This is a genomic window from Aeromonas finlandensis, from assembly GCF_000764645.1.
Taxonomy (GTDB): Bacteria; Pseudomonadota; Gammaproteobacteria; order Enterobacterales; family Aeromonadaceae; genus Aeromonas; species Aeromonas finlandensis.
In genome coordinates, this window is sequence record NZ_JRGK01000063.1 from 1 (window position 1) to 17,271 (window position 17,271).

Genomic DNA, 17,271 nt, shown 5'->3' on the forward strand with positions numbered 1-17,271 from the left:
GCGCCCAGCTCACCATCAGCGCCTTTCTGGGCGGCTTTGCCATCGGCCAGCTCTTCTACGGCCCGCTGGCCGACAGCTATGGCCGCAAGCCGGTGATCCTGGCGGGACTCACCATGTTTTCCATCGCCTCGGTCGGCTGCGCCATGGCGGACTCCCTGCGCGAATTGCTGGCCTGGCGGATGTTGCAGGCGGCAGGGGGCGCAGCAGGCTCGGTGGTGGTCAATGCCTTGCTGCGCGACCTTTTCGAGAAGGATGCCTTTTCCCGCGCGATGTCGTTCGTCATTCTGGTGATGACGCTGGCACCGCTGGTGGCGCCGGCGGTGGGCGGCTATATCAGCGCCCACGCCAGCTGGCGGGTGATCTTCTGGCTGCTGGTGGGGATCAGCCTGCTGGTATCGCTGGTGATGCAGTGGAAGATTCCGGAGACCCTCAAGCCTGAACACCGCCAGCCCCTCAAGCTCGGCCAGATCCTGAAAAACTACTGGGGGGTGCTCTCCCATCGCGGCGCCATGGGCTACGTGCTGTGCGGCTCCTTCTCCAGCTCCGGCATGTTCGCCTTCTTAAGCGGCTCCCCTTACGTCTATATCGAGTACTTCAAGGTGCCCACCGAACACTACGGCTGGCTGTTTGGCCTCAATATCCTGCTGATGATGGTGGTCACCTTCGTCAATAGCCGACTGGTGAAAGGGGTGGGCGCCGAGCGGATGCTGCAATACGGCCTGCTGGTGCTGCCCTGTGCGGGCGTCCTGCTGATCTACAACGCCTGGAGCCAGACCGGCGGCCTGTGGGGCATCGTCATTCCGGTGGTGCTCTTTGTCGGCCATATCAGTCTGGTGGGCGCCAACGCCATGACTGGCCTGATGGGCCACTTCCCCCAGTCAGCGGGCACAGCCTCGGCACTGGCAGGCACCTTGCGCTTTGGTCTCGGCGCCGTGGTCGGCATTCTGGTCAACCTCAATCCGCCCCACTCGCCGCTGCCCATGGCCATCGCCATCGCCTGTTGCGGGGTGGGAGCAACCCTGAGCTACTGGCTGCTGACCGGCAAAAAATAAGCGTCTGACAAAAACGCCACCCTCTTTGAATACCAAAGAGGGTGGCGTTTTCATATCCGTCGTACAGTCCCCGCAAGGGGACGCTGCAGGCTTGCCGGGGAATTACTTCTTGCCGAAACCCGACTGTTTGAGGGTATAGCCTGCGCTGTTTTGCCAGGCATCCAGACCACTGCGGTTATTGCCTGCCACCAGACTGGCGGCCAGGCTCGGGCTGTTGAACAACTGATCGGCGGTAAAGACAAAGCCGCCCTGACTGCGGGGCGCCAGGATCCCCTTGTTCAGCAACTCCAGACGCAGTTCGATCACCGCTTCACGCAGGGAGGCGGCATCCTCGCCATTGGCGGTGGAACCGGCCAGCACCATAAAGCCCGGATTTTGCCGCTTGCCCACCGGATAACCGTGGGCCTCGGCCCCTTTGCCGTTAAAGTGGTAGAGCTCGCGCTCCCCCGGCCGGTTGTCAGAGAGCGCCTTTTGCAGGGTCATCAGCTCGTTGTAGATCTCGATGGGGACGACGGCAGCCTGCTTGTTGCCCTTGCTATCGATGATAAAACTGACTTGCTTGTGTAACATCCTTGCTCATCCTGTGACCCATGGAAGCTTCTATTCTAACCACCTCGGGCAACCATGATCCAGCAAGGATCCCCATCTCTTTTGCTGCATCGATCACTAACTGACGCACTCGATAGACCGCTGAAAGCCATTGACCATCAAATGGTTATCAGACCCGGTTCTGCTCTTCCACCATCCGGTTGAGCAGTTGCATCACCTGTTTGCTGGCCAGTTCGGCACTCTCCATCTCGCTCAGAATGGTCTGCAGCAGGGCGTCATTATGCAGCCAGTCGCCACGAGCCGCGACCAGAGCCTTGTTGACCGCCCCATGTACCTGCTTGTGGGGGGTGTCGAGCTGTTTGAAGCTGGGCAAGGAACCAAATTGCCCTGCTCCCTCGCCCTCGTAATACCAGCGGCCCAGACGACAATCGGTATGACTGGCGGCAGTTCCATCCCCCCCTTTGGACTCCAGCTCCTGATAACCACGCTGCATGAAGATGATGTGATCCAGCTTGATCAACGAGGCAAATGCCAGCCCTCTGGCATAGTGCAGATGGCCGATATTGGATTTGGCCCCTTCGGCCACCGCCTCGAAGCTGTGCCGGAATCCGTCCACATTGTCACTGATGCGCTGACTGCGCCCACCCAGCGAAAGCACGCTGGCGACGATCTGCTCGATACTGGCCGTCAGACCCTTCACCACATCGCGGATCTCGTTGGTCGACTGACGTGTGCGCTCAGCCAGTGCCCGCACCTCGTCGGCCACCACGGCAAATCCGCGACCGACCTCACCAGCACGTGCCGCTTCGATGGCCGCATTCAAAGCCAACAGATTGGTTTGTGCGGTGATCTCGGTAATCAGGTTGACCGTTTCGGTGATCCGGGCACTTTCACTGGCCAGCGCAGTGGCGACCCGACCGGTATCCTGCATCTCGCGATTGATGCCGAGCAGCTCCTGACTGAGATCCTCGACCACCGTCATGCTGTGCAAGGAGGCATCCAGCCCCTGCTGGGCCGTACCGAGCACATCCTCGATCTTGTCACTGAGGGTCAGCAGGTCTTCCTGATTGCCCTCCAGATTGCTGCGCAGGTTATGGTTATTGGTCTGATGCAGTTTGTTGAGCAGCTCCCCCTGACGAGAGAGCTCGGTGGCTTCCTGGATAGCGCGCAGAGAGAGGTTGATATTGTCTGCCGTCTTGGAGAACTCCCCCGGCAGCCCCTGCTTGAAAGCGTGGCGATAGTAGCGCCCCTGACCGGCATGCTCGAAACAGGAGACCATGTCCTTGATATTGGCCTCGACGATGTCGAGAAATCCATTGAGGTTCCAGGCGATCTTGCCGAGCTCGCCAAGCCCCTTGGTTTTGGTCACCCGGACATGGGTCTCGCCCGCACTGGCTTTTATCAGTACCTCGTTGATCTGATCCATAACAGCCACCAATCGCCGCTGTTCACGCAGTGCCAACATAATGAACAGCAGTGCCAGCGCCGGAATACCCAGGTTGAACCAGGTCATTCCTACCGAGCTGATGGAGAAGATGGCCAGCGCCATGACGGAGAGACCGAATACACAGCAGATCAGCAAAAACTTCTGGCTGATAAAGAGGTGCTTCTTGCTGGCACTGCTGGTTTTGGAGAGAAAGGCTGACATGGAATACCCCCTTAATCCTGCTGTACCAGACTAAGCACAAAACGCTCGTAGTCCGTTCCCTGTGAAGCCAGATGCTGCTCCAGCCAAGCCCAGGATTGCTTGGGGACATCCCCGGCCATACCACGTTCCAGCTCAGACATCTTCTGATACACGGGGATAATCGTCGCAATGGCCTGACGTGATGGGCAACGACGAACCGAGAAGTAGCCGATCGCCTTGCCATCGCGAAAATCGGGCCTGACATTTGCCAACACCCAATAATGATCGCCATTGGCAGTCATGTTTTTGACAAAACCGAAAAATTCCCGGTTCTCCTTGAGGGTATGCCAGAGCCCCCAGAACACCCCGCGCGGCATATCGGGATGGCGGACAATATTGTGGGGCGTACCGAGCAGATCTTCTTCCGAATAGTCGCACAACCGCATGAAGACTTTGTTGGAGTAGGAGATCCGGCCAGCCAGATCAGTCTTGGAGACAATCAGCTCATCCTGGTGGAAAGTGACTTCCCGCTGGGTTGGGGTGATATTCTGACGCATTATCTAGTTCCCATCCTTGATGATTCATAAAGACTATATATGTCAAAAAGGTAGCAATACACCATCAACGATATGGTTAATTAGCTCACAAAAAATCGCTGAGTCTGCTCCACACTGAGCCTGCTACCAAGTGGTATCTGGATAACGGCGAAACTGCGGATCACATGAGTACATTCGATAGGTAAGGGAGAAATATCAAGAAAGTCGCGGAGCGACACCCGATGACGCACACGTCAGATAAAGAGGCACTCCGGCTCGAAAACTCGCCCGTCAGCGCGAGTTATCCGTTATCCGCGGCGGGTCAGGGATTTGAGAAACGCCAGCGTGCGGCGATTAAACTGCTCCGGCTGCTCCACATTGCAGACATGACCGCACTGCTGGATCACCGCCAGCGACGAGCTGGCATCGCGGGCTACCTGTTCGCGCACCGGCGCCAGAAACATATGATCCTCCTCCCCCATCACATAGAGGGTGGGAATGGGCAGGGAGCGTTCGCGGAAGTAGCGCATCAACGGGTTGACCTCGGTGGCGAGGCGGAACCAGCGTTTGAACTCTTTCTGGCAGAGCTTGCGGGCCTCGCGCACAAAGAGGTTGCGCGACTCCTGATGGTGCTGGCGCGGCATGATGATGAAGGCAAACAGCCGGTAGAGCCACATATAGGGCAGGATATGCTGGCCAAGTCGGCCCAACTGCACCAGCACCCGCGAGCGGATATCGAGCCGCAGGATGGCGCCCCCCAGCACCATGCTCTTGACCCGTTCCGGACAGAGCTCGGCCAGATGGCGAATAAGGATGGTGCCAAGGGAGATACCGACAAAGTGGGCGCGGCGGATATTGAGATGATCGAGCAGCCGAACGATATCTTCGGTCACTTCCCGAAAGCTGTAGTGGCCCTTGACCACCTGTTGCAGCTGGTGGGACTGGCCGTGGCCGCGCAAGTCCAGCAGCAGTACGTTGAAGTGTTCGCGATAGGCGCGCAGCTGTTTGAACCAGATGGAGGAGCTGCCACCGGCACCGTGGACAAATACCACCCAATCCCGTTCGGGACCCAGCTCAAAGGTCTTGTGATACAACATCCAATAGGCTCCCTTGGTGATGGGGGGTATACTCGGCTGCGCGCATGTTAACAGAACAGACCCGCCGATAGATATGCGCCTGACATGACCCGGATCACCCCTTGTGCGAGAACTCTCCATGGATTTGACCCGTTTGCGCCACTTTCTGCTGACCCTGCCGGGCGCTACCGAAGATACCCCGTTTGGCCCGGAGATCCTGGTCTACCGCATCGCGGGCAAGATGTTCGCGCTGGTGGATTGGCAAGCCGAGCCGCTCACCATCAACCTCAAATGCGAGCCCGAACTGGCGTTGCTGCTGCGCGAGATCCACCCCGAGGTCAAACCGGGATGGCATATGAACAAGCAGCACTGGAACACGGTGACGTTAAGCGATGCACTGCCGGACGATCTCTGGCAAGGCTGGGTACACCACTCCTATGAACGGGTTGTCGCAGGTCTTCCCAAAGCCAAACGGCCACAGGCGCCGCGCCCCCTCCACCCCACTGACGACCAGACCTTATGACCCCTGCATTGCGTATTGTCCCCCTTGGCGAGGCACATATCCCCGCCCTCGTGACCCTCTTTGAGCAGGCAGTGCGACACAGCGGCCCCGAGCACTACAGCGCCGAACAGGTGGAGCAGTGGGCCCTAGGTTCACAACATCCCGGCTTTGTCAGCCAGCTGCGCGAGCACCACGGCTGGGTGGCGGAGAGCGCAAATGTGCCCCTCGGTTTTGTCACCCTGAGCCCGGATGGCCACCTCAGTCTGCTCTATGTGAGCGCCGACCATCAGCGCCAGGGACTGGGCAATCTGCTGCTTACCACGGCGCTGACGGGGGCCCGGGCGCTCGGTCTGACGCTCATCACCACTGAGGCCAGCGCCTTCAGTTATGAGCTATTTTTACGACATGGCTTTACGTTGACCGGGCTGGAGTGCGTGGAGCGGGGCGGAGTCAGTTTTACGCGCCATCGCCTGCACTGCTGCTTGCCAAGCTAGGGCAAGCCACTAAAATACGCTTAATTTTCGTATTGTTACTGTATTGAGGCAGCAACCATGGTGGTAGAAAGTGAAGGCTATATCTCGCTGATCGAGTATCTGGTGGAGAGTCTGGGATTGTTTGAATCCCAACAGCAGAGCAACGGTGAAGAGACCATCGAAGATCTGGTCAGTGGCCGTGTTGCCAGCAACCTGATGGCCATTTGCGAGCAAAACCCCCAGCTCGATCCCAAGGTGCGTTTTGCCATCATGCAAGAGGCCGACGCCGTGGTCGCCGATCTGGAAGAGGTGCTCTCCGCCGTCTGGCTGCGCGCCCCGACCCCGGAACAAAAAGCCTTCCTCATCGAGTTTATTGACCTTATCAAGAACCTCTTCGACAGCGCAATCGCCTGATCTGCCGCCCGGTTCTCCCGTCCGAAGCAAGGTTTCAAAACACCCAGATATGAAAAGGGCCGCCTTGGTGGGCAGCCCTGCTTGCTATCATTTTCAATCCACCCATGCGTTCATTCATTGGATGGTTATCAAGGCAAGAAATGTGTCTGGACTTTGCATCCGATCCCTGGACGCTACCTAGTTAGTCCCGCCAGGTAGCAATAAGTTCCCGCCAGACATCATTTATTTTCACTTTTTTTAAGAAAATCCCTACAAACCTGTTCAGCGGTTCAGGTTTGGCGGCAAACAGACTCCAATGCCACCCAATCCGCAGTAGCCATCCGGATTTTTCTCCAGATATTGCTGATGGTAATCCTCGGCGTAATAGAAAGGCGCCAGCGGCAAAACACGGGTGGTGATGGCACGACTGTCGCCGCTCGCCGCCATCGCCTGCTGATAAGCCGCCATGCTCTGCTGGGCAATGATCTGCTGGCTCTCGTCCCCATAGAAGATCACCGAGCGGTACTGGGTGCCCACATCGCCCCCCTGCCGCATCCCTTGCGCCGGATCGTGCTGCTCCCAAAACAGTCTGAGCAGGTCGCTGTAACTGATAACCGCAGGATCAAACACCACCTGCACCGTCTCGGCATGGCCGGTCTGCCCGCTGCACACCTCTTTGTAGGTGGGATTCTGGGTAACACCGCCCTGATAACCGGCGGCGGTGGAGTAGACCCCGGGTTGCTGCCAGAACAGGCGCTCCACGCCCCAGAAACAGCCCATGCCAAACCAGGCCACCGCCATCCCTGCTGGCCAGGGGCCCTGGGTCGGGTTGCCGTTCACCGCATGTTGCTGACCAATCACCATCGCTTCGCGTCGTCCCGGCAGGGCATCTGCCGGTGAAATAATCTGTTCCATGAATCCTGTCCTTGTATAAAACCCTGTGAAATCACACAGCTGACGAAAAGGAGCATCGAAGATAGCAGTTTATCGCGGCGGATCAACCGGCGGGCCCCCTCCCCGCTCGTCCCATAGTGCCATCTGCGCCTCCCGTCCCCCTTTCCCGATCCGCTCGGCCCGGCCACCCCTCGTAGACCAGAAACAGCTAAAATCAATATTTAGTCTTGATTTGTGAATTAATTTTCATATATTGAGCCAATCGCTGTTTTTTTATGGAAGAAATATCAAGTGCGTGAACGCGAACCCAGTCTGGTCAATGCCTTCCGGCAATCCACTCCCTATGTCAATGTGCATCGGGGTGCCACTTTTGTGCTGATGATGGGGGGCGAAGCCGTCTGCCACCCCAACTTCGCCAATATCGTCAGCGATATCGCCCTGCTGCAGACACTGGGCATACGCCTGGTGCTGGTGTTTGGTTCACGCCCGCAAAATGATGAAGCGCTGGCCCGCGCCGGTATCGAGGCCCAGTATCACAAGCGGATCCGGGTCACCGATGACGAGAGTTTCACCATCATCAAGCAGGTGTGTGGCGGCCTGCAATATGACATCACCGCCCAGCTCTCCATGGGGCTCGCGAACACACCAATGCAGGGAGCGCGGATCAGCGTGGTGAGCGGCAACTTCGTCACCGCCCAGCCACTGGGGGTGGATGATGGTATCGACTTTTGCCACAGCGGCCGGGTGCGCCGCATCGACGTGGAGGGGATCACCCGCCAGCTCGATCAGAAAAGCTTGGTGCTCATCTCCCCCATCGGCTGCTCGGTCACCGGCGAGAGCTTCAACCTGAGCTCGGAAGAGGTGGCCCGCCGGGTGGCGGTCGATCTCAAGGCGGACAAACTCATCTGTTTTAGCAGCACCCAGGGGGTAATGGACCGCCACGGCGAAGCCATCTCCGAGCTCTTCCCCGAGCAGGCCGAAGAGCTGCTGGTGGAGCTGGAGCAGGCGGGAGAAGAGATGTCCGGCACCGCCCGCTACCTGCGTGCGGCCATAGCCTCCTGCCGCGGCGGGGTGCCCCGCTCCCATCTGGTGAGCTATCAGGATGATGGCGCCATGCTGCAGGAGCTGTTCAGCCGCGACGGCCTCGGCACCCAGATCGTGCGGGAAAGTGCCGAGCAGGCCCGCGCCGCCACCATCGAGGATATCGGCGGCATTCTGGATCTCATCCGCCCGCTGGAGGAGGAAGGCATTCTGGTGCGCCGCTCCCGCGAACAGCTGGAGATGGAGATCGACAAGTTCACCATCATAGATCGCGATGGCCTCATCATCGGCTGCGCGGCCCTCTACTGCTTTATGGAAGAGGCGATGGCGGAGATGGCCTGCGTCGCCATCCATCCCGACTATCGCAACTCCAACCGGGGGGATCAGCTGGTGGCCAAGGTGGCCGAGCGGGCCAAGCGCCTCGGCATCCGTCGCCTGTTCGTGCTTACCACCCGCTCCATCCACTGGTTCCGGGAGCGGGGCTTCGATCCGCTGGAGGTGGAAGATCTGCCGGTGGCGCGCCAGCGTCTCTACAACTGGCAGCGGCGCTCCAAGGTTTTGTCAAAGACAATTGCCTAAGCCATTGATTCTGCGTTGAGTTAGCCGACAATTTGAACTTTTTCACAAACTCGATTGACAGTGCAATCCAACGCAGGGTATTTCTAAATGCACTCCACCGCCTTGGTGGAGCCAGAAGAGGAGCGCTGCCCAGGCAGCCCGAGGGAGGACGCCAGCGTCCGGTGAACTTGGGTCAGGGGGAGCAGCGCCGAGACGAGTGAGGAGACTGGTGACCTCAACGTCGGCTGCGGGGGCTGAATCCCCCGGGTTGTCATCGGTAGTGATCATCCCCCACCGCGCCCTGTCAGGGGCGGTACGGGATGGGCTCTGCAGGTGGAGTGCTTCTGGCCGGGATAGCTTCGTTCATTCCTGCCATTTTCAGCCTCCTCCTCTCTTTTTTGCCCGATGGAACCGGAATTTTAAATTAAGACAGGAGTAAGCAATGAGCCCGATCAATGTCGCCAAGTTTGGCGGAACCAGTGTCGCCAATGCTGCGGCCATGAACCACTGCGCCGATATCGTGCTGGCCAATCCCGCCACCCGGGTGGTGGTACTGAGTGCCAGCGCCGGTGTCACCAACCTGCTGGTCGCCCTGGCACAAGGGGAGCTGGACGAAGCGGGTCGCGACGAGCTGCTGGCCAAACTGGCCGGGATCCAGCAGGCCATTCTGACCGATCTCGGCAACCCCGTTGATGTGAGCGCCCTCATTCATGGCCAGCTGGGCGAAATCCGCCTGATGGCTCAGCAAGCCCACCAGCATACCGATGCCGAGCTGGCCGATCGCCTCATCGCCTGCGGCGAGCTGATGTCTACCCGCCTCTTTACCGAGCTGCTGCGCCAGCGCGGCGTCAAGGCCCACTGGCAGGATGTGCGCCAGCTGATGCGCACCGACAGCCGCTTTGGCAAGGCTACCGTCGATCTGGCCACCACCCGTACCCTCTGCCAGCAGACGCTGGGCCCGCTGCTTGGCGACAGCCTCATCATCACCCAGGGCTTTATCGGCTCCGACAGCGATGGCCGTACCACCACCCTCGGCCGCGGCGGCTCCGACTACAGCGCGGCCCTGTTGGCCGAAGCGCTGGATGCCGCCAGTATCGAGATCTGGACCGATGTGCCCGGCATCTACACCACGGATCCGCGTCTGGTGACCCGCGCCCGCCCCATCCCCGAAATCAGCTTTGTCGAGGCGGCCGAGATGGCCACCTTCGGCGCCAAGGTGCTGCACCCCGCCACCCTGCAACCGGCGGTGCGCCAGAATATTCCGGTGTTTGTCGGCTCCGCCAGGGACCCTGCAGCCGGTGGTACCTGGATCCGTGCCAGCACCGATTCAAGCCCGCTGTTTCGCGCCGTTGCCCTGCGCCGCCAACAGGTGTTGGTGACCCTGCACAGCCTCAACATGTTCCACGCCTACGGCTTTCTGGCCGAAGTGTTCGGCATTCTGGCCCGCCATCGCATCTCGGTAGACCTCATCACCACCTCGGAAGTGAGCGTGTCACTGACGCTGGATCACACCGGCAGCCAGAGCAACGGCGAGCCGATCCTGAGCGACAAGGTGCTGGCCGAGCTGGGCCAGCTCTGCAAGGTGGAGGTGGAAACCGGTCTGGCACTGGTGGCGCTCATCGGCAACCGGATGAGCGAAGTGAACGGGGTGGGCAGTCAGGTCTTTGATGCCCTGCGCGAGCACAACATCCGGATGATCTGCTACGGCGCCAGTGCCCATAACCTCTGCTTCCTGGTCAAGGAGAGCGAGGCGGGCAATATCGTCAACCGCCTCCATCAGGAGCTGCTGGACTGACCCTCACCGCGATGCAAACCCGACCCATGCAACAGGGCGCCTGCAAGGCGCCCTGTTGATTTGTGTTCAGCTGAAGTATTGGCTCAGGCGAAGCTGGTGGCGGGCAACTGGCAGTCCACCGCTTCGCGGCGCAGCTGCTGCAAGCGGGCCAGCAGCCCGCTCTGGCCGAGCTCCGTCTCCTGGGAGGAGAGATTATCCACCAGCAGCGGATAGTGATCCGTCACCGCCTGCAACAGCCAGTCGAGGCGACGCAGGGTCAGCGGGCCACAGCTCTGGCCGCTCAGATCGTCCGCCACATCGAGCCGGTGGCTGCGATACATGTCCCGCCACCAGTTGGCGACCAGCGCCTCGTCGCTCGCCAGCGCCGCGCTCCACTCCCCTTGCAGGGCGTGCAAACGGGCCAGCACCGGGGCACTGGCCCCTTCGCGGATCAGGTGATGGATCTCCCGTTTCACCCATTTCAGGCAGAGCTCGCGCCAGTAGCGAAATTGCGGCAAGGGATCGGCCTCATCGAGCCAGAGTCCTGACAGGGTGCGGGTCTCCAGCCGCTCCGGCACATGGAACTGCGGATCGACCAGGCCGTTGGAGTTGAATTCAAAGCGGGGATCGAAGGTCCACATGTAGCCAAAATCGAACACGCTGATCTGCTCGCCGTCGTCGAGCAGATTGCCCGGGCTCGGATCCCAGTCAAACCAGCCCCAGCGAGCCAGCTCACCCTGCACCTCCAGCATCTGGGCCAGATTGCGTTCGTTGAGCTGATGGACCGGCACACCCCGCAGCCAGGGGGAGACCAGCACCCCGGCCCGCGCCGAGCCAAAGCTGGTGCAGACCACGTGGGAGAGGATGGTAGGGTGCAGCTCGCGCAGCGCCTCGATTTCGCGCCGCCGCTCCAGCTCGGTCAGAAAGGCGGTCTTGCCATCGAGGTTGGCCACCAGCGAATCCTGACGCCGCCGCTTGAGACACCAGTGGTGTCCCTCCACCTTGAGGTGAAACACCTCGGCGGTGAGACCGTGGCGATAGACCTTGATCACGGCCGGATGGGTATCCTTCAGTTTGACCAGCTGGGCCAGCGGCAGCGGGCAGTCACGCTCGCGTCCGATCCGGATCTCTTCCTTGCTCTCCAGCATGCGCAGCAATCTGGCCTGACGCGCCATCACTTTAGGATTCATACATGTACCTCCTGTCGCTATTGAGAGCCTAAACAGCGCCCCCCTCCCATACCAGCGGCAAAACACCATGATGACGCTTTCATCACATATTCCGTGCAACCCCTCGATCGGGATCACATTTTGCAGGGTTGAACGGTAACCAAATATTCATTAAATGGTCATTAAATTGACAACCTGGAACAAGGCCCGCACCATCGGGTCAAACAGTATGCAGACGAACTGCATCTCTTCCACTTGCTCAAAGGATGAGCTTCTATGACTCTCTTTCGCTCTGGCCGCGCGCACTTGCGTGTCCCGAGCCTCTCCTCCCTGCTGCTGGCCCTGCTGGGCGGATTACTGCTGCTGACCCTGCTGTTGCCGCTGATCAATCCCGGTAGCTGGCTGGGCCGTGCCCAGCCGCTGGTGCTGGGCCCCGCCGACAATCCGCTGGCCACCCTCACCCGCCACGCCCTGCTCTATAAAAGCGACAGTCGCGGCCTCTATCTGGTGGTGCGCAGCCAATGGCAGCTGCGGGGGCCGCTGCAAGCGGGGGACAAGGTGCGGGTGGAGCTGCTCAACGACAAGGGAGTGCGGATCGACGAACTGAGCCAGCCGGTAGAGAAGCGGCAGGTATGTCGCAACACCCGCTGCACCCTGGATCTCAACAGCACCCTGCGGGCACCGGACGATGCGCTGGACAGCCGTTACCAACTGCGCATCGGCCTGCTGCTCAACGATCGCCCCGAGAGCGGTGATTTCAGCCAGATCCTGCAAACCCTGCCGGAGCAGGGTTTCAACCTCACCTATCTGGTGGTGAGCCTGACCATGGTGCTGGCCCTGAGCGCCGCCGTGCTCAAAACGGTGCTGCCAAAACTGCGCCGCAGCCTGCGCTGGCGGATCATCGGCAGCCTGCTGCTCGGCAACCTCACCTTCGTGCTGCTGCACGGCTTCGTGGTGTTCAAACTGGGGGAGTTTCTGCTCTGGTCAGGCTTTCGCCCGGAGCACTACTACCTGGCCTGGGGCAGCATGGTGCTGGGGTGGAGCCTCTGCGCGCTGGCGGGCTTCAACCTCTATATGGGGCTGGTCTTTACCGCGCTTTCCGGTATAGGCCTGCTCGCCAACTTTATGAAGATCGCCATCTACGGCGTGCCGCTCGGCGGGGACGATTTTGGCAACCTGCTGGCACTGCTGCGGATCCTGCTCGACCAGCACCCCATCCTGCCCATCTTCACCCTTTTGCTGGCACTGTTTCTATGCTGGCGCTTTGCCCTGTCACGCTGGGTATTGCGCACTGCCGCTGCCACCGTCGCCTTCTTTGCCCTGTGCGTCTTTGCCACCCAGACCGGCAACAAGCTGCTGGGGGCCAACATTCGCTACGTGGACCGCGCGGTCAACTACCACAGGGACATCATCCGCTCCGGCCCCGGCCTCTATCTGTTCAATCTGGTGGACGAAATGCTGCAAAGCGGCAGTGTGTTTCGCTACCCCTTGCAGATCAACGAGCTGACCCCCCAGCTGAGCCATCAGCCCCAAGGGATTGCGCCGCGCTGGGATCTGGTGATCGTGCTGCAATATGAGTCACTCTGGCTCGACTGGAAGGGGCGGATCTGCGCCCCTGCCCCCACCCTCTCCCTGCCCGCCAGCGTGCAGCAGTGGCACAAGAGCATCCACTCCCCCACCACCGGCGGCATGACGGTGCTGGCGGAGTTCGAGATGAACACCGGCCTGCCGGTGGGCTTGCTCAAGCAAGGGGTAGTGCCCTACTACTACCTCTCGGAGCAGGTGCCGGGGCTGGCCCAAAGCGCCAACCAGAGCGGCTATCAGACCCTGTTTGTCCACCCCTATGTGGAGAAGTTCTGGGGCCGCGCCAAGGCGATCCCGGCGCTCGGTTACCAGGAGCGCTGGTTCGATACCCGCTTCACCACCCTTGAGCACAAGGGGCTCTATATCTCCGACGATGCCCTCGTCGATCACCTGCTCAAACGCAGCGAACAGGATGACAAGCCGCTGTTTGCCTATGCGGTCACCATGCAGGGCCACGGCCCCTTCGATGGCCCCCGCTATCAGGCACAAGAGCGCAGCGGCGCCTGCCCGAACCAGAGCGAGAGCGACACCCAGCTGCTCAACACCTACTACACCGGGGTGGTGGATGCCATGGCCTCGCTGGAGCGGCTGCTCAAGACCCTCGACCAGTCGGGCAAACGCTATCTGGTGGTGGCCTTTGGCGATCACCAGCCGTTTTTGATGTCCGCCGGCAAGGGCATTCACGGTAACAAGCCCGCGCGCGATGCCACCTATCAGATCCCCATGATGGCCTTTGCCCGCGCCGATGATCCCCTCAATCTGGCAACCCAGTTTGCGCCGGTGCGCCAGCTCTACCAGATGGGTCAGGCCACCCGCCAGCTGCTGGCGGGGGATATCACCCCCATCGAAGAGAAGCCCCTGCTCCATCCGGTGCTGGGTGAAGAGAAGGGGTTTGACCCATCAAGCCTGGTGCCGCAGATCCGTGCCAGCTTCCGGGCCGATGCCCTGCCCTGATCCCCCTCGCCAACACAGACAAGGCCGCATCAGCGGCCTTGTTTTTTGACATCCATTTTTGACATTCATTTCGCACTCATTCTGCTCGCCACCAGGGCTGCAGCAAGGTGAGCTGCTGACGGTCGAGATCGAGCGCCACCTCGATACCCAGCGGCAACGTCAGCATGGGGTGGGTATGGGCGCAATCAAACTCCGCAAGGATGGGGAAGGTCGGCTCCCCCACCACCTCCAGCAGGATATCGAGGGGGCGCTTGCCGCTGCCCTGATCGTTAAACAGCTCATGCTTGCCAAGAATAAGGCCGCCGATCCGATCAAAGACCCCGCACAACTTGAGGTGGGCAAACGAGCGCTCCACCGTCTCAGCCAAATGGAGGCTGTCCTCCAGCAGCAGAATGTCCCCTTGCTGGATGGTCGGCATATAGGGGGAGCCCCAGATCCCCGCCATGGTGTTGAGGTTGCCGCCGATCAGCCGTCCCTCTACCCGGCCAGACCCCACTGATATCAGCCGATTGGGCTGACAGATCTTGGCCCGGGTCTGATTCTCCCAGTCCAGCCGTTCATCGGTCCACAGTGCCGGGGTGGGCAGCGTGCAGGGGACGCCAGCTGCGTCGGCCTGCACAATCTGTAAAAAGCTGGCGAGCGTCTCGTCCACCAGCGGAGACAACTCACCAAAGGAGGCCACCAGCGCCGGGCCATAAAAGGTGACCAGACCTGTTTGGGCATGGATGCCGAGCAGCAGCGCCGTCACATCGGAGTAGCCGACGATGATCTTGGGATCGCGCCTCAGCGCCTCAACATCGAGGTAGGGCAGCAGGGAGTTGGAGTTGCTGCCGCCAATCACCGAGATGATGCAGCGCACCTCGGGGTCGCGAATAAGGGCGTTGAGCTCTTCGGCCCGCTCGGCAATGGAGCCAGAACGCCAGTGATCCTGCTGGCCGGTGAGGCTACCCGCCTTGAGCCCAAAGCCCTGCCCTTCGAGAAAGGCCTTTGCGCGGGCAAAACGGTTGGGGGCCCAGGTGGTTGCCGCGCTGGAGGGGGAGAAAAAAGCGATGGTATCGCCACGTTGGAGCAGCGGGGGAACCAATAACGTCATGACACACTCATCCTTGCCAATATCTAGCCATTACAGAGTAATTGAGACTCCTACAAATCCCCTGCTAGTACAACAAGTTTTATCGTTAGTGTTTAGAAATACAAAACACTTAATTCATTATTAACAGATATTCTAAACACCATCCCCTTCTTAGAATGACCTCATTGCGATGGCCAACCCCGGTTGGCTGTCAGAACGGTCGGCCTGACAGCCCGGGCGTTTTCTCTCCGACTTAACTTTTCTCTCTCACTTAAATGAGGTGCCTGTCATGAACAAAACCGCATCCCCCAGCGCATTGGTTGTAGAAGGCGGCGCCATGCGCGGCATATTTGCCAGCGGCGTGCTGGATGCGTTTATCGAACATGACTATCGCCCCTTTGACTTCGCCATCGGCGTCTCGGCGGGGGCCACCAACTTGCTGGCCTACCTTGCCAGCCAGCATGGCCGCAGCCACGACATTCTGACCGAGCTGGCGTGCAGCCAGCAGTTTATGGATCCCCTGCGCTTTGCCAAGGGGGGCAATCTGGTGGATATCCACTGGCTGTGGAACACCAGCTGCCGCAAGTACCCCCTCGACATTCACGCCTACCGGGAGACCGGCATCCCCTTCTATGCGGTGGTGACCAATACCCTGACCGGCAAGGCGGAGTACATCCGGGTCAAGCCGGAGAACATGAACGAGGTGCTGCCCGCCAGCTGCGCCATTCCCCTCGCCTCCCGCGAATACCCGGAGGTACACGGGGTGCCGATGACCGATGGCGGGGTGGCCGACTCCATCCCCGTGATCGAGGCCTATCGCCGCGGTGCCCGTCACCTGACGGTGATCCTCTCCGAGCCGCTCGGCTACCGGCTCAAGCCGATGCCGTTCCCCTGGATGATCCGCACCCTGCTCAAGACCCGCCCCGCGCTGGCCCATGCTCTGGAGCAGCGGGATCGCAGCTACAACGAGGCGCTCGATTTTATCGCCAATCCGCCGGCTGATTGCCAGATCGAGGTGATCGCCCCGGCCGACTACTTCCCCGTTTCCCGTTTTACCCGCGACATCAACAAGCTGGAGATGGGATACGTGATGGGCAAGTGCGCAGGCTATCAGGCCGCCCTGCTCAATTGATAAGGGTTTTACAGGCATGACCCGACCTGCCGCGACGCTCGCGCCGCCAACACAATAACAATCGGGTCAGTTGAACAACATGAGTCATAAAAACAGACCGTGGCGAGGCAAGCGCGGCCAGAACCGGTGCCAGACACTCTTAGCGGCTTGCGCCTCATCCCTATGCCAGGGCATCTCACCCTCATACAAGGTGTTTATTTATGTCGTTTCTTCTCACCCATCCCGCGCTGGTGCAGCTGTTCGAGCGGCTGCTACCCGATTACCGGATCATGGCCCCTGCAGCCGAATATCGGGGCGGTCGCTTCTCCGACACCGACAACGTCACCTACCACAGCATCCGCCATCCGGCCGATCTGGTGTGGCAGGAGAAGTCCCACTTCTCCCCGAAAGAGGTGGTGCTCCCCATCACCCAGACCCTGTTCCACTTCGACAATCTGGCGCTGCGCGAATCAAAGGTGGAGGCCAAGCCCACCCTGCTGTTCTTGCGCAGCTGCGATATCCACGCCCTGCGCAGGCTGGATCAGGTCTATCTGAACAACGGCCAGAACAGCGACGTCTACTACGCCCGGCTGCGCAGCAAGCTCAAGCTGGTGCTGCTGGAGTGCCGCAAGAGCTTCGAGAACTGCTTCTGCGTCGCCATGGGCAGCAACGAGACCCAAGACTACGCCGCCGCCATTCGCCTGAGCGATGAGGGGGCCCGCATCGAGGTCAAGGATCCCGAGCTGCTCGGCTACTTTGCCGAGCTCGGTGAATCCGATGACTTCACCCCGGAATTTGTCCAGAGCAACCCGGTCAAGGTACGCAGTCCGGACAGCGTCTGTGACGACCCTCAGCGGATCCGCCAGATCCTCACCGCCCATCCGGTCTGGGCCGAGTACGACAGCC

The 17,271-nt window shown here is 60.2% G+C and carries 15 protein-coding genes, 1 pseudogene and 1 riboswitch; of the genes and pseudogenes, 9 read left to right on the top strand and 7 right to left on the bottom strand.

Translation table 11 applies throughout. The features are described from left to right. Positions 1-1,052: Bcr/CflA family multidrug efflux MFS transporter (locus LD28_RS0108325; RefSeq protein ID WP_033136512.1), on the top strand; the 1,052-nt coding region annotated here is incomplete at its 5' end. 102 nt (positions 1,053-1,154) lie between these two features. Here the strand turns inward: LD28_RS0108325 and LD28_RS0108330 are convergent. The 4 genes from LD28_RS0108330 to LD28_RS0108345 all read right to left on the bottom strand — a co-directional run bounded on the left by LD28_RS0108330 (position 1,155) and on the right by LD28_RS0108345 (position 4,861). Continuing rightward, positions 1,155-1,622 carry a DUF4357 domain-containing protein gene (locus LD28_RS0108330; RefSeq protein ID WP_033136513.1) on the bottom strand — a complete coding sequence of 156 codons (468 nt, stop codon included), beginning with the start codon at positions 1,620-1,622 and terminating at the stop codon, positions 1,155-1,157. Positions 1,623-1,770: 148 nt separating this feature from the next. After that, complete coding sequence (locus LD28_RS23945) at positions 1,771-3,249, bottom strand: methyl-accepting chemotaxis protein (RefSeq protein WP_050514278.1); 1,479 nt, start codon at positions 3,247-3,249, stop codon at positions 1,771-1,773. 11 nt (positions 3,250-3,260) lie between these two features. After that, on the bottom strand, positions 3,261-3,785 hold the full coding sequence (locus LD28_RS0108340; RefSeq protein WP_033136514.1) for a PAS domain-containing protein: 525 nt from the start codon (positions 3,783-3,785) through the stop codon (positions 3,261-3,263). Positions 3,786-4,072: 287 nt separating this feature from the next. Beyond that, positions 4,073-4,861, bottom strand: a complete 789-nt coding sequence (locus LD28_RS0108345) for an alpha/beta fold hydrolase (protein WP_033136515.1) — start codon at positions 4,859-4,861, stop codon at positions 4,073-4,075. A 118-nt stretch (positions 4,862-4,979) separates the two neighbouring features. On the opposite strand from LD28_RS0108345, the gene LD28_RS0108350 reads away from it, so the two are divergent. The 3 genes from LD28_RS0108350 to LD28_RS0108360 are packed head-to-tail and all read left to right on the top strand — an operon-like array spanning position 4,980 to position 6,229. Continuing rightward, positions 4,980-5,363: an MmcQ/YjbR family DNA-binding protein gene (locus LD28_RS0108350; protein WP_033136516.1), complete on the top strand. Its 384-nt coding sequence runs from the start codon at positions 4,980-4,982 to the stop codon at positions 5,361-5,363. Further along, positions 5,360-5,836 (top strand): GNAT family N-acetyltransferase, encoded by a 477-nt coding sequence (locus tag LD28_RS0108355; protein WP_033136517.1) that lies wholly within the window; start codon positions 5,360-5,362, stop codon positions 5,834-5,836. Before LD28_RS0108350 ends, LD28_RS0108355 begins: the two co-directional genes overlap by 4 nt. A gap of 57 nt (positions 5,837-5,893) precedes the next feature. Continuing rightward, on the top strand, positions 5,894-6,229 hold the full coding sequence (locus tag LD28_RS0108360) for a DUF3802 family protein (protein ID WP_033136518.1): 336 nt from the start codon (positions 5,894-5,896) through the stop codon (positions 6,227-6,229). 261 nt (positions 6,230-6,490) lie between these two features. On the opposite strand, the gene msrA is transcribed toward LD28_RS0108360, so the two are convergent. Further along, entirely contained in the window at positions 6,491-7,123 is a 633-nt protein-coding gene (gene msrA, locus LD28_RS0108365) for a peptide-methionine (S)-S-oxide reductase MsrA (protein ID WP_033136519.1), read from the bottom strand. A 270-nt stretch (positions 7,124-7,393) separates the two neighbouring features. Here msrA and argA point away from each other — a divergent pair, with 270 nt between their 5' ends. Together argA and lysC are read left to right on the top strand one after the other, a co-directional pair. Next, positions 7,394-8,722, top strand: a complete 1,329-nt coding sequence (argA, locus tag LD28_RS0108370; RefSeq protein WP_033136520.1) for an amino-acid N-acetyltransferase — start codon at positions 7,394-7,396, stop codon at positions 8,720-8,722. A gap of 107 nt (positions 8,723-8,829) precedes the next feature. Next, positions 8,830-9,053, top strand: a riboswitch (Lysine riboswitch). Between the two features lie 90 nt (positions 9,054-9,143). Further along, the gene (lysC, locus tag LD28_RS0108375) at positions 9,144-10,496 is read left to right on the top strand and encodes a lysine-sensitive aspartokinase 3 (protein ID WP_033136521.1); all 1,353 of its coding nucleotides are present in this window, start codon (positions 9,144-9,146) and stop codon (positions 10,494-10,496) included. Positions 10,497-10,579: 83 nt separating this feature from the next. Here the strand turns inward: lysC and LD28_RS0108380 are convergent, their stop codons facing one another. Further along, entirely contained in the window at positions 10,580-11,665 is a 1,086-nt protein-coding gene (locus LD28_RS0108380; protein WP_033136522.1) for a protein kinase family protein, read from the bottom strand. 255 nt (positions 11,666-11,920) lie between these two features. Here LD28_RS0108380 and LD28_RS0108385 point away from each other — a divergent pair, with 255 nt between their 5' ends. Further along, entirely contained in the window at positions 11,921-14,182 is a 2,262-nt protein-coding gene (locus LD28_RS0108385) for an LTA synthase family protein (RefSeq protein ID WP_033136523.1), read from the top strand. A 76-nt stretch (positions 14,183-14,258) separates the two neighbouring features. Here LD28_RS0108385 and LD28_RS0108390 read toward each other — a convergent pair whose 3' ends face one another. Next, on the bottom strand, positions 14,259-15,275 hold the full coding sequence (locus LD28_RS0108390; protein ID WP_033136524.1) for a S66 family peptidase: 1,017 nt from the start codon (positions 15,273-15,275) through the stop codon (positions 14,259-14,261). Between the two features lie 268 nt (positions 15,276-15,543). Between LD28_RS0108390 and LD28_RS0108395 the strand changes: the two genes are divergently transcribed. Together LD28_RS0108395 and LD28_RS0108400 are read left to right on the top strand one after the other, a co-directional pair. Next, a complete protein-coding gene (locus tag LD28_RS0108395) occupies positions 15,544-16,386 on the top strand; it encodes a patatin-like phospholipase family protein (RefSeq protein WP_033136525.1) in 843 nt (280 codons plus the stop codon). A gap of 200 nt (positions 16,387-16,586) precedes the next feature. Further along, positions 16,587-17,271 (top strand): annotated as a pseudogene (locus tag LD28_RS0108400) (anaerobic sulfite reductase subunit A); the annotation flags it as partial.

Excerpts from the sequence above, each read along its gene's own strand:
- LD28_RS0108380 (WP_033136522.1), bottom strand. The coding sequence starts at position 11,665 with ATGAATCCTAAAGTGATGGCGCGTCAGGCCAGATTGCTGCGCATGCTG.
- msrA (WP_033136519.1), bottom strand. The coding sequence starts at position 7,123 with ATGGAACAGATTATTTCACCGGCAGATGCCCTGCCGGGACGACGCGAA.
- lysC (WP_033136521.1), top strand. The coding sequence starts at position 9,144 with ATGAGCCCGATCAATGTCGCCAAGTTTGGCGGAACCAGTGTCGCCAAT.
- LD28_RS0108360 (WP_033136518.1), top strand. The coding sequence starts at position 5,894 with ATGGTGGTAGAAAGTGAAGGCTATATCTCGCTGATCGAGTATCTGGTG.
- LD28_RS0108355 (WP_033136517.1), top strand. The coding sequence starts at position 5,360 with ATGACCCCTGCATTGCGTATTGTCCCCCTTGGCGAGGCACATATCCCC.
- LD28_RS0108330 (WP_033136513.1), bottom strand. The coding sequence starts at position 1,622 with ATGTTACACAAGCAAGTCAGTTTTATCATCGATAGCAAGGGCAACAAG.
- LD28_RS0108390 (WP_033136524.1), bottom strand. The coding sequence starts at position 15,275 with ATGACGTTATTGGTTCCCCCGCTGCTCCAACGTGGCGATACCATCGCT.
- LD28_RS0108385 (WP_033136523.1), top strand. The coding sequence starts at position 11,921 with ATGACTCTCTTTCGCTCTGGCCGCGCGCACTTGCGTGTCCCGAGCCTC.
- LD28_RS0108395 (WP_033136525.1), top strand. The coding sequence starts at position 15,544 with ATGAACAAAACCGCATCCCCCAGCGCATTGGTTGTAGAAGGCGGCGCC.
- LD28_RS0108340 (WP_033136514.1), bottom strand. The coding sequence starts at position 3,785 with ATGCGTCAGAATATCACCCCAACCCAGCGGGAAGTCACTTTCCACCAG.
- LD28_RS0108345 (WP_033136515.1), bottom strand. The coding sequence starts at position 4,861 with ATGTTGTATCACAAGACCTTTGAGCTGGGTCCCGAACGGGATTGGGTG.
- LD28_RS0108350 (WP_033136516.1), top strand. The coding sequence starts at position 4,980 with ATGGATTTGACCCGTTTGCGCCACTTTCTGCTGACCCTGCCGGGCGCT.
- LD28_RS23945 (WP_050514278.1), bottom strand. The coding sequence starts at position 3,249 with ATGTCAGCCTTTCTCTCCAAAACCAGCAGTGCCAGCAAGAAGCACCTC.